Annotated in this window: 9 protein-coding genes and 1 pseudogene; 9 read left to right on the forward strand and 1 reads right to left on the reverse strand. The window is 66.0% G+C overall.

The annotated features are described in order from the left end of the window. Positions 1-668: 668 nt before the first annotated feature. From ETD83_RS33890 to ETD83_RS33925, 8 genes are all read left to right on the forward strand, one after another. Positions 669-1,508 carry a hypothetical protein gene (locus ETD83_RS33890; protein WP_138649292.1) on the forward strand — a complete coding sequence of 280 codons (840 nt, stop codon included), beginning with the start codon at positions 669-671 and terminating at the stop codon, positions 1,506-1,508. After that, a complete protein-coding gene (gene cas7i, locus ETD83_RS33895; RefSeq protein ID WP_138649293.1) occupies positions 1,505-2,560 on the forward strand; it encodes a type I-B CRISPR-associated protein Cas7/Cst2/DevR in 1,056 nt (351 codons plus the stop codon). Before ETD83_RS33890 ends, cas7i begins: the two co-directional genes overlap by 4 nt. A gap of 144 nt (positions 2,561-2,704) precedes the next feature. Further along, a complete protein-coding gene (gene cas5 / locus ETD83_RS33900) occupies positions 2,705-3,358 on the forward strand; it encodes a CRISPR-associated protein Cas5 (protein WP_138649294.1) in 654 nt (217 codons plus the stop codon). Positions 3,359-3,369: 11 nt separating this feature from the next. Then, on the forward strand, positions 3,370-5,871 hold the full coding sequence (gene cas3, locus ETD83_RS33905; protein ID WP_138649295.1) for a CRISPR-associated helicase Cas3': 2,502 nt from the start codon (positions 3,370-3,372) through the stop codon (positions 5,869-5,871). Continuing rightward, a complete protein-coding gene (locus ETD83_RS33910) occupies positions 5,858-6,355 on the forward strand; it encodes a CRISPR-associated protein Cas4 (RefSeq protein WP_205718023.1) in 498 nt (165 codons plus the stop codon). The genes cas3 and ETD83_RS33910 overlap by 14 nt, the downstream gene beginning before the upstream one ends. A 1-nt stretch (position 6,356) precedes the next feature. Next, complete coding sequence (gene cas1, locus ETD83_RS33915; protein WP_138649296.1) at positions 6,357-7,337, forward strand: CRISPR-associated endonuclease Cas1; 981 nt, start codon at positions 6,357-6,359, stop codon at positions 7,335-7,337. Between the two features lie 10 nt (positions 7,338-7,347). Further along, a complete protein-coding gene (gene cas2 / locus ETD83_RS33920) occupies positions 7,348-7,611 on the forward strand; it encodes a CRISPR-associated endonuclease Cas2 (protein WP_138649297.1) in 264 nt (87 codons plus the stop codon). Positions 7,612-9,251: 1,640 nt separating this feature from the next. Then, on the forward strand, positions 9,252-9,713 hold the full coding sequence (locus tag ETD83_RS33925; protein ID WP_138649298.1) for a COX15/CtaA family protein: 462 nt from the start codon (positions 9,252-9,254) through the stop codon (positions 9,711-9,713). Between the two features lie 53 nt (positions 9,714-9,766). Here ETD83_RS33925 and ETD83_RS33930 read toward each other — a convergent pair. Next, positions 9,767-10,562, reverse strand: a pseudogene (locus tag ETD83_RS33930) (IS5 family transposase). A 381-nt stretch (positions 10,563-10,943) separates the two neighbouring features. Between ETD83_RS33930 and ETD83_RS33935 the strand changes: the two are divergent. Beyond that, complete coding sequence (locus ETD83_RS33935) at positions 10,944-11,441, forward strand: AAA family ATPase (RefSeq protein ID WP_138649299.1); 498 nt, start codon at positions 10,944-10,946, stop codon at positions 11,439-11,441. The last annotated feature ends 15 nt before the right edge of the window (positions 11,442-11,456 follow it).

Raw genomic sequence — 11,456 nt, forward strand, 5'->3', positions numbered from 1 at the left:
GCACTCCTGGGGGTTGGGGCAGGCCAACAGCACGGGGATGGGCTGGATCAGTGCCTGACGCCGTATTGGGCGTCCCGCCATCCGGGAGCTGGATACGCACGGCTGATCCGCGTGCCTTGGTGTTGACGGCGAGCCCGTTGCAGCGTGTGGGGGCGTTCGCCTTGGCCGCTCTGGCCAAGGTTGATCACCCCTGCGAGGTGTCGGGTGATGTGCTGACCGTGGCCGTCGAACGGATGACGAGCCATCTCGTGGAAACGGTCGGGGCGGCGAAGGCCGCTGATCCCGGCGGGTTCTGGCTCGGGGCCAGCTATTTGCTGTGGCCGAACTCCAAACTCAATCCCACCGCGCGCGGTAAGCAGTCTTCCTCGGAACGGGAGAGATTGATCCGCGAGTGGCGCGCTTGGCCGGAGCCGGCGGATTGGCCGGGGGTGCCGTGTACGTATTGCGGACGTGCGGCCTGCGGCTGGTACGGCAAGGTCGACATTCCGCTCGGGGCGAGCATCGCGCACCGCAACACCACCGCGCCCGGCCATGAGGGAACGCCTCTGTGCTATCCGTGCGTCGCCAGCCTCTGGGCATTTCCGTACGGGGCTTCGCTGTCAGGTGGCAGGGCCGCGCTGATGCATTCCTGGGACGACGACTTCCTGGCGAAAATGACCGCGGCGACGGTGGGTGAGACTCTTCGGCGTGCCTCCGTCGGGACGTCCAAGGGAGCCAAGCCCGGCCCGTACGCGCGTGAGCTGTGGGTGCTGCGTGCGGCGCGCGCCTACAGCCGGCGGATCACCTCCGGTGTGGAGTTGATCGTGCTGTCCAACTCCAACAAGGAGCAACTGTTCGCCACGCAGGAGTTGAGCCAGCCAGTCGCTGAATGGCTCCGGACCACTAATAGGGACTCCAAACGACGCGCCGGATATCCGGTGCTGGTCGCGACTCAGGAGACCAAGCAGGTTCCAGGAGAGGCGTTTTTGGCCAAGCGGGCGTTCACCCGGCCGCCGCAGATCCTGGACATCGCGATCGGCCGTGTCCTGAACCGGATCTCCGCGGCCGTGCTCATCCCCGCCGAAACGGCGGTGCTGGCCCCGCTCTTGTACTCCTACTGCCGTGAGGTGCTGACCATGGACGACAAGGACGTCGAACGGATCAAGGAACTTGCGGGGCGGCTGGCCGCGCTGCTGGGGCAGGACAGCCGTCCCGGCCCGTTCCGCGACTTCATCCGCGCCAACGGCAAGGGCGGGAACCTGTACGGCTGGTTCCGCTCCAAGGGCGTGGACTGGCTGCTGTTCCCGCGTCCCAAGGACACCCCACCGGTCCTGCTGCCGGTGCAGGAGTACCGGCTGCTGTTCGAGGACGAGCGGTCCTGGTCGTGGCGGCGCTTGCTGGTCTTCGCCGTCCTGGAGGCGCTGGCCGAGGCGGGTTGGGAGCCGAAGGGCTCGCAGGAGGAACTCCAAGAGATCAAGGACCTGGCCGACGCCGCGGGCGGCGACCAGGAGGAAGGGACGGAACAGTGACGTTCCTGGTGGGACAGCAGATCCTGCAGATCAAGGCCGGGGCGCCCAACAACGGGCGGGGCGAGGACAACCGCGGCATGGTCAAGCAGTTCACGGCGGGACGGGGGGACAAGTACCCGTACGTGTCCGCGCAGGCGGGTCGCCGGTGGTTGCGCGACAGCCTGCCGGCCGGCGAGCCGACCTCGCCGGTGATCCGCAGCGGGGAGGGCAAGAAGCAGCAGGCCTACACCCGTGGCCGTCCGGACCTGTACCTGGACGACGACCTGTTCGGCTACATGATCGCGGTCAAGGCGGACGAGGCGGGCGCGAAGAAGGGCGAGTCGAAGACGTTCATGCGCGACACGGTGCTGGCGACCGGCACGCTGGTCTCGGTCGTGCCCAGCAAACCCGTCATGGACTTCGGCACGATGAGCCGCGACTTCGAGCCCGGAACCCACCCCGTCATCCACGAGCACGAGATGTACACCGCCGATCTGGCCGGTGACCTGCTCCTGGACCTGCCCCGCGTGGGCACGTTCGAGACCGGCGGCAGGACGACCAAGGCCGCGCTTCCCGGCGGCCTGGCCGACGAGGTCGTCGACAAGGGCGGTAGCGAGGTCGTCCTGCGCGACGTGCAATGCGTGCGATTGCCGATCGAGGAGCGGCGGCGCCGGGTCGCGGTCCTGCTGCGGACGATGGCCATGGTCAAGGGCGGCGCCAAACAGTCGGCCCACTACGGCGACCGCACGCCCGGCCTCGTCATCCTCGCGCCGATCAGGGGCGGTACCAACCCGTTCACCAGGGTCATCCGGGAGCGCGAGAAGGCGACGTACTTCGACGCCGACGTCCTGCGCGAGGAGATCGAGGCGTGGGCCGACGAGCTGGACGGGCCGGTCCGCATCGGATGGGCGCCCGGTTTCCTCGGAAGCCAGCGCGACCGGGCAGGCAGCGACCTCGCCGACCTGATCAAGGAGGAGAGGCTCGTCCTCGGACATCCCCGGACCGTGCTGAACACCCTGGCCGAAGAGATCGAATCCGGCGAACGCGACTCGTGGTTCGACGACCCGCGGTAGCGCCCTCCCCTGCTCATCGCCCCTTCGAGGGGGAGCATCCCGCCGTCCGCGCCCACCATCTGCGTCCGCCGTCTGCCGTCCGCGCGAACTGCCCGCGCCCGCCGTCCGCGCCTGCCATCCGTGCCGTTCGCAAGGAGCATCGCCATGCCCGAGGCCCTGGAACTGACCGTCACCGCCCCGGTCGTCAGCTTCCGCAACCCCCTCTATGACGGGCTTCAAGTGGGGCTGCCCTGCCCGCCGCCGTCCACCGTCGGCGGGCTGCTCGCCGCCGCCGCCGGAGGATGGGACCGGGTCCCCATCAACACTCGCTTCGGCATGACCTTCCGCGCTGCCGGCTCGGGCACTGACCTGGAGACTTACCACCCACTCGGCGTCCCGGGCACCCCGGCCAACGCCACCATCAAGGATCGCGATTTCCTGGCCCTGGTCACGCTGACGGTATGGCTCACCGACGACATCGACCTGTGGGCCCGTGCGTTTCGCCGCCCGGCCTGGCCTGTGCGGCTCGGCCGCAGCCAGGACCTGGCCGCCGCGATCACCCGTCGCGTTGAGCTGCACACGTCCGGCGGTCGGCAAGGCCATGCCGTCGTCCCCCTCGACCTACCGAACGCGACCGGGACGGCGATGCGGCTCACGACCGTCATCTCCGACGACCGGGCCCGCTTCACCTGGGACAGCTACCGGTACGCCGCGGCCGGTGCCCGCGCCGAAATCGACACCGGGCTCGCCACCCGGGACGGGCAGGCTGTCGCGATGCTCCCGCCCGTCCATCCGAACCAACTGATCCTTGCCACCTGAACCTGCGGAGCGTGGTCGTGAAGGACCTGCGCGCGAAAAGCTCCTCCACACCTGGAGTGCCCGGTGAGCTGCTGACAGACCACCTGCTCAACACCCTGGAAGCCGCGCGGACGATCCGAGCCCGCATCGGTGACATCCCAGGCATGCCCGCCGAGTTCTGGACGTGGGCCGCGATCGCCGCACTCCTCCACGACACCGGGAAGCTGCCAGACGGGTTCCAGCGGATGATCGGCAACACTCCTCGACAGGAACCGATCCTCTGGGGCGAGAGACACGAAGTGCTTTCCCTTGGCTTCGTACAACTTCTGCTCGCGGATGTGCCAGCCGAACAGCGCGAGTGGGTCGCGGCGGCGGTGGCCGGGCACCACCGCCCGTTCACTTCCGGCCTCGACGGCCCGTCCAAGCTGCCCCTGCTCACGCAGTACGGCGACGATCAGCCCCAGGATTTCGCCGGCAAGTTCACGCCCGCCGACCCGGACCGCCTTGCCGACCTCATGAAATGGTTACACGCCACAGGCCAACAGTACGGGTTGCCTTTCCCTGAAAACGCACCCCGGACGGATGTCCGGCAACTGACAGACGCTGCTCATCGGCTCTTCCAAAGCGTCATGGACCAGTGGGAATGGTCGCTGCCAGCCGGCGATGACCGCGGCATAACGGCCGTCCTGTTACTGGGCTCCGTGACCATGGCCGATCACCTGTCCTCAGCACATGCACCCCTGGAGACCAGGCACCCGCTGGATGAAACCTACTCGACCCGGCTGGTCGAACGACTCTCCGTCCAAGGCCACGCGCTCCGTCCACAACAGCGGGCAGCCTCCGAAACCATTGGCAACCTCCTCCTGCGTTCCTGGACGGGAAGCGGCAAGACCGAGGCCGTCCTTCTGTGGGCTGCTGCCCAGATCCGCGCCCTGGCGGCCCGGACGAAGGGCAATCCTCGCGTCTTCTACTTGCTGCCTTACCTGGCGAGCATCAACGCAATGACCCTCCGCCTCGGCAAAGACCTGAACTCACCCGATGGAATCGGCGTCGCCCATTCCAAGGCGGCCTCGTACCATCTCGCACAATCCCTCGCCGACGGATGCGCCGGTGACGATGCCGCCCCGGCCGATACCGACATGCCCGGCACCCATCCGGCCGATACCGACACGGCCGATACCGACACGGCGGATGCCGACACGGTGGATGCCGCGGTCAAAGCCCATTCCCGCGCGGAGGCGACGAAGAACTTCCGCGAGCTTTTTCGCGTCGGCACCCCGTATCAAGTCCTGCGGGGCGCCCTGGCCGGCCCCGTGCACTCCAGCGTCCTGACCGACAGCGCCAACTCGATCTTCATCCTGGACGAGCTGCACGCCTATGACGTCCGCCGTCTCGGCATGATCCTCGCCATCATGAGCTTCTGGCACCGGCTCGGCGGACGCATCGCCGTGCTCTCCGCGACCATGCCGACCGCACTGGCCGACCTGGTGACTCAAGCCCTCGACGGGCAAACGGCCCTGGTCGAACCCCTACCGGAGACCCATGCACCGCTCCGTCACCGGCTTCACATCCGCCAGGCCCACCTCACCGACGAACCCTCCCTCGACGAGATACGCGAGCGGCTCGCCGACGGCCGGTCCGTCCTCGTCGTCGCCAACAACGTCCGCGACGCGATCAGCCTCTACGAGACCCTCGGGCCCTCTTGCATCGAACTCCACGGCGCGAACTCCGCCCACCTGCTGCACTCGCGCTATCGCCGGATGGACCGGACCGCCATCGAAACAGCGATCCAGGAGCGCTTCGCCAGCGGGAAACCTCGCCGGGCCGGTCTGCTGGTCGGAACCCAGGCCCTAGAAGTGTCCCTTGACCTGGACCTCGACGCCTGCCACACCTCAGCCGCGGACCTCGAAGCCCTCGTCCAGCGCTTCGGCAGAGCCAACAGGCTGGGTGCGCTCGCCCCAGCGCCTGTCGTCGTCCACCAACCCGTCTACGACACCCGACGCAGCGGAGGAGACGACCTCTGGGCCGACGGCGTCTACGAGGCCGAACCCACGCTGCTCGGCTGGGACATCCTCAACCGCCATGACGGACAGACCATCAACGAGCAAGTCATCACCGGCTGGCTCGATGAGATCTACACCAGCCCGTGGGGTCAGAAATGGGCGCAGAGAGTCGATGAACACCGGTCAAACTTCGAAGACACCTTCCTGACGTTCTCACAACCCTTTGATGACCGCTCTGAACTCACCAAAGCATTCGACGAACAATTCGAGGGAATCGAAGCGATACTCGCAGAAGACTACGACGACTACCGGTCTGCCTTGGACTTGGCGAACACCCCAGTGCCGGCCGTCTGCATGCCGACCAATACCTCATCCCGCTGCCTGCTTGGTGCATGGGCATCGGCGCATACGACAAACGCCTCAAAGTCCGCGTCATCGACGCCGAGTACGACCCGCGCCTGGGTCTACGCGTTATACACCGCGATACGCAACAGAAATACGAACCCGGTGAAATTCTGTGATCAATGCTGACGATGTCGGCGGCGTCCACATCAAATACCTCTATCACTGCCCGCGCCAACTCTGGCTCTACCTGCGCGGAGTTCGGCCCGAACACCTGAGCGGCGCCGTTCGACTCGGTGAAGCCGTCCACGAGACCTCCTACGCCCGGAGCAGCCCCGTAGACCTCGGCGCCGCCAAACTCGACTTCATCGACGGGCAGCACTGGGTGCACGAAGTCAAATCGTCAACCCGGCCCACGCCCGCCGACCAAGCCCAAGGACGGCATTACTGCTACCGGCTCGAACAGATCGGCATCGACGCCAAGGGCGCAATCCTGCACTACCCCAAGACCCGCCGCACCCATCGCTACCCCTACACACCAGAAGCCGCAGGCCAGGCGCAGGCCGACATCGCCGAAGTCATCGGAGTCGCTGCCGCACCCACCTCGCCCGCCCGCCTGGCGCGCTCCGCCTGCCGTGGATGCAGCTTCACCGACTACTGCTGGACGGAATGACATGCCCGCCGCCGCACGCACTTACTGGCTCACCAGCCCCTGCCGGATCCGCCGCAAGGACGAATCGCTCATCATCGAACGCGAATCCGCCGGCAAGGTTCATATTCCGGTCACCGACGTCCGAGACATCGTCGCCTGCGCCGAAACCGACATCAACACCGCTGTCGTCGCGCTCCTCAACCGGCACCGGATCAACGTCCATCTTCTCAGTCACTACGGTGACTACGCTGGCTCACTCCTCACGTCCGACACCAGCACTTCTGGCGAGACCGTCCTTGCGCAGGCCCGACTCGCCGAAAACCCCGAAGCCGCCCTCAAGGTCGCTCGCAGCATCGTCGATTCCGCCGCATTCAACGTCCGCCGCGTCATCGACCGGAAACTCCTCGCACGTCCATACGCCGTTCTGCAGAAGAACATCGAGGCCGCTGAATCTTCTGCCCACCTCATGGGGATAGAAGGAACGTTCCGTCGGTCGGCATGGGACGTCCTGGACACCAAACTCCCCGGATGGCTCCAACTCGGCGGACGCAGCCGCCGTCCCCCGAAGAACGCCGGCAACGCGTTCATCAGCTACGTGAACGGCATCATCTATGCCCGAACCCTCACAGCACTGCGCCTGACGCCCCTGCACACCGGCATCGCCTTCCTGCACAGCAGCATGGAGCGCCAGCGCCACTCCCTTGTTCTCGATATCTCGGAGATGTTCAAACCGCTATTCGCCGAACGCCTGCTTCTGCGAATGTCCGCCCGCAACCAAATCAAGGAGCATCACTTCGACAGCGAAGCCAACCAGGCCATGCTCAGTGAAAGTGGCCGAAAGCTGGTAGTCCAGTCCGTCCGCGACGAACTCGCCATCACTGTCGCACACCGCTCGCTCGGGCGCCCCGTCGCCTACGACGAACTCCTCTACCTCGATGCACTCGCGCTAACCCGGCGATGCCTCGAAGGCACCCCGTACAAACCCTTCAGGATCTGGTGGTGAAAGAAGCTCAGTGCACGTCATCGTCGTCTACGACACCGCGGTCGAACGAAATCCTCGGATCCTGCGAACATGTCGAAAGTACCTGCACCACGTCCAGCGAAGTGTCTTCGAAGGCCAGGTCAGCGAAGCCCAACTACGTCGCTTCCAGGCAGAGGTCGAAAGTCTTCTGGATCTCAGCTACGACAACGTCATCGTTTACACTTTCCCGCCTGGAACAACACCCATTCGCCTAACCTGGGGCGCCGCCGAGCCAGCCCCCACCGACATCTTGTAGCCCCCTCAGCCACACGCCAACCAAATTTGATCAAGACGATTTTCAGCGACACGCCGGGCCCGCCTGCACAACCGGAGGTTCGCTGCAAAGCACGACTCCCAGACCGCCACCTTGCCCCCATGGACCTGCAGTTTTACCGTGGGGTCCTCATCGCCCCTACAAGGGTTCGCAACGGACGCGGCCACGTCTCCCGCGCTCGTGGGGGCCGCAGTCCTCATCGCCCCTACAAGGGTTCGCAACTAGGGGGTGACGCCGACGCCGAGAAGGACGCCGTCCTCCCAGTCCTCATCGCCCCTACAAGGGTTCGCAACGTCGCGTATCCCTTCCCCTGTTCCGCCGCACTGATCGCGGTCCTCATCGCCCCTACAAGGGTTCGCAACACCATGCCTGAACCGAACAGCGACCTGCCCTGTGAGTCCTCATCGCCCCTACAAGGGTTCGCAACTCGGCGAGGAAGGCGTACGCGCTTCGCATGACCGGGTCACGTCCTCATCGCCCCTGCAAGGGTTCGCGACCGACCGAGGTTGAACGTGGTGCGCTCGATGTCCATCCCAAGTTCTCATCGCCCCTACGAGGGTTCGCAACTCCCCGATCATCTCGCGCAACCGTCCGGCGGGAGTCCTCATCACTCCTACGAGGGTTTGCAACACGCTGCGGGCGTCATCACCGGTCGCCGTGTCCCACGTCCTCATGGCCCCTACGAGGGCTCGCAACGCGTAGTTTTCGCAGAGACCGTAATCCAGACCTGGACGGGTTCACATCGCCCTGCGAGGTTCGCAACCGAGGTTGAGTGCGCGGTAATCGTCCACGGTGACGGAGGCCCCATCGCCCCTACGAGGGTTCGCAACATCAGTGACCGCAGCTCGGGGTGGTCGATCACCGCCTGGTCCTCATCGCCCCTACAAGGGTTCGCAACATACAGCAACATGGAGCTTCGGGTCATGGCAGGTCCTCATCGCCTCTCCGAGGGTTCGCAACGACTCTTTGGGGAAACCGCTTGTGTCCGGGTCGGTGTCCTCATCGCCCCTACAAGGGTTCGCAACAAATTGAACTGGCCCACCTCTACGCGCATCTGACCTGTCCTCATCGCCCCCTACAAGGGTTCGCAACGTCACCGAGGGTTGTAGCTGGACGCTGAAAAGGCCACTGGTCCTCATCGCCCTGGCGAAGGTTCGCAACGTCGGGATAGCGTCCCGCAGGTGGAGGAAGGGCGGGGTCCTCATCGCCCCTACGAGGGTTCGCAACGCCGCATCCCGTTTGCCGTTGCAGCCCTGATCGCGGGTTCTTATCGCCCCTACGAGGGTTCACAAATGAATGGCATTCGCTTTCCGTTCTGCTTTGATGGTTGTCCTCATCGCCCCTGCGAGGGCTCGCAATTAGAAGGTGTCCTCGCCGCCCCTGTTCGCCGCCAGTCCCTCCTGACCGGTGCGATGCTCTGCGCTGGGCGTACGCGTTCATGGCCGCTGTGGGGCTTTCGGGACTCGGTTGGCGGGTGGCTGGGGGATGTCACAAACCACCGGGCCATGTCGTCCTCGGTGAGGTGGGGCGTCGGTGGGGTAACTGGGGGCCGTTCGGTCGGCGGTGCTCCGCCGCAGGAAACCCCTACCCCCACGCCAAGCAGGAGAGAAATGGGGACTTCGATGCACGACACCTCGTTCGAGGGCGCGCAATCCGGCTCCGGGGCAGGCACGGCGGGCATCAGGGACCAAACCGTGAAGGGCGGGACGGCAGTTACCCTCTTGCGGGCCGTGGCGGTTCTCAGTCTGCTCGGGACCCTGTTGCAGGGCCTCACGGCCGGGATGTTCCTGAACGGCGACGTGAACTCGATCGATCCGCACCAGATAAACGCCTTTGTGGTCGAGTTCCTGGTGATCTTCCAGCTCGTGCTCGCCATCCTGGTCTGGCGCCGCAACCGCTGGCTGAAGTGGCCGCTCCCGTGGGCGATCGCCATCCTGGTGTTCACCCTCGCTCAGGCCGCGCTTGGCGTGAAGGGGTCTGTCGCCGCTCACGTCACCCTCGGCGTGACCCTGAGCGCGATGGAGATGGCGATGGTCCTGCGGTCCTTCCAGCTCCGCGTGGCGGGCTCGACCACGGCCGCCTGACGGGACGGCACCCGCGACGGGAAGGGCCGTCCGAGCTGTGTTAAGACATCATCTCATTTGGTGAGTCGGCGGTGGCAGATCAGGGTGGCGGCGATGGCGACGAAGGCCAGGAAGTGCTCGGGCTTGCGTTCGTAGCGGCGGTGCAGCCGGCGGCAGCCGCTCAGCCAGGACACTGTGCGTTCCACCACCCAGCGGTGCCGCCCCAGCCTCTCGGAGGACTCGATCCCGCGGCGGGCGATGCGCGGCGTGATGCGTCGTTCGCGTAACCAGCGCCGCAGGTCGGCGTAGTCATAGCCCTTGTCACCGTGCAGCTTGCCAGGACGGCGGCGACGCGGGCCGCGCCGCGAGCGGACCGGTGCGATGCCCCGCACCAGCGGCTCCAGTGCGAGCTTGTCGTGGGTGTTGGCCGCTGAGATCCCGACAGACAGTGGCAGCCCGGCACGATCGGTCAGCAGATGGATCTTCGACCCACGTTTGCCGCGATCGACAGGATTCGGGCCGGTTAGCTCCCCCTTTCGCAGCGCGAACACTGACCGAGTCGATCGCGCACCGCGACCAGTCCAGCTCCCCGCGCGCCCCCAACTCATCCAGCACCAGCCGGTGCAGCCTGGCTCACACCCGCGCGGCACTCCACTCGGTGAAGCGCCGGTGCGCGGTCGGGCCCGACGGCCCGAACACCGGCGGCAACTGCTGCCAGGTGCAGCCGGTAGTGGCCACGAAGATGATCGCCGCCAGCACCTCACGATCCCCGTGCCGACGCCGGCCACCACCCTGCGGCCGCGTCGGAGCAGGCGGCACCACCCGCTGAAACCGCTCCCACAACTCCTCAGGCACCAACCGCTCGACCATCTCCACGACCGCAGGCTACCGCCACCAAGCCAAATGAGATGACGCCTAAGAGAGGTGACGAGGGCTGGGAACGCCCCCGCAGTCGAAGGTGGGCACGGAGCACGGGTCCGACGGGTCGCGCATGGCCGCGCCGATACCGTTACCTAGGTCGACGGCAAGCCGTTCAAATCTCACCAGCAGCCAATTCCTCCGCCCCGTTGGCCTGGTTCATCGCTCGGCGACACGGCGTGGCGATCGCCGAAGCGATTCAGTATCGGCGCATTTCGGTGCAGACGTTCGGGGGTTGCGCGGAGGCCAGCGGAGCTGGCTTTCAGAGCGACGGTTCGCCGGTGGCGGCAGCGGCTCCACCAGCGCCCATGCCTTGCCCTCTAGGCTGGGAGTATGGCGGCGATCTTCGTAACGGGGATGTCCGGTACGGGGAAGTCGACGGTCCTGGACAGGCTTGGGCGGCTCGGGTATCGGGTGGTGGACACAGACGTCGGAGGTTGGATCGAAGAAGTTCCTCAGGCCGATGGCGACGGTACCGAGCGCCAATGGCGCGAGGGCCGGATCAACGAGTTGCTCACCGAGCATGAGCGCACGGGGACGCCGCTGTTCGTGGCCGGAACGGTGTGGAATCAGGTGCGGTTCTACTCCCGGTTCGACCAGGTCGTTCTGCTCAGCGCGCCGATCGATGTGATGCTCGAGCGCATCGCCACTCGCGACACCAACCCCTTCGGGAAGACTCCTGACGAGCGAGAGCAGATCGTCAGCGACACCGCCGAGATCGAGCCGCTGCTCCGCTCGTCCGCCACCGTGGAGATCGACACACGCGGGCCGCTCACCGAGACGGTAGAACGGTTGGCCCGAATGGCCGGCCCTCTCGCATCGGCGGACTGACTTTCATTCGTAGGG

Source organism: Actinomadura soli (assembly GCF_005889715.1).
Lineage (GTDB): Bacteria > Actinomycetota > Actinomycetes > Streptosporangiales > Streptosporangiaceae > Spirillospora > Spirillospora soli.